Below are 272 nucleotides of genomic sequence, written 5' to 3' on the forward strand. Positions count from 1 at the left end.
CGAGGCGCAGTTCACGCCGCCGATCCTCGGAACTCTGCTGACTTTTTTAGCGACACGCCAGATCTTTACAGGCGCGGGGCGCGTCGGCCAATCTAATCCACTGGCCTTCGATTTCGAACCGCCACAAGCGGAAGGCCAGGTAACTTTCCAGCTGAGCCAGCGCGCCGATCACATCGTCAACGACATTTATCAGTGGGTGCAATTCAATCGCGCCATCATCAACGCGCGCGACGAGCCACTGGCCGATTACCGAAAATATCGGCGGCTGCATT

1 protein-coding gene is annotated in these 272 nt (G+C 57.7%); it reads left to right on the forward strand.

Annotated features, from left to right (window positions below):
- A partial coding sequence (locus EUU22_RS02225; RefSeq protein ID WP_205687824.1) for a proteasome accessory factor PafA2 family protein occupies positions 1-272 on the forward strand: 272 nt, incomplete at both ends.

Source organism: Ciceribacter ferrooxidans (assembly GCF_004137355.1).
GTDB lineage: Bacteria > Pseudomonadota > Alphaproteobacteria > Rhizobiales > Rhizobiaceae > Allorhizobium > Allorhizobium ferrooxidans.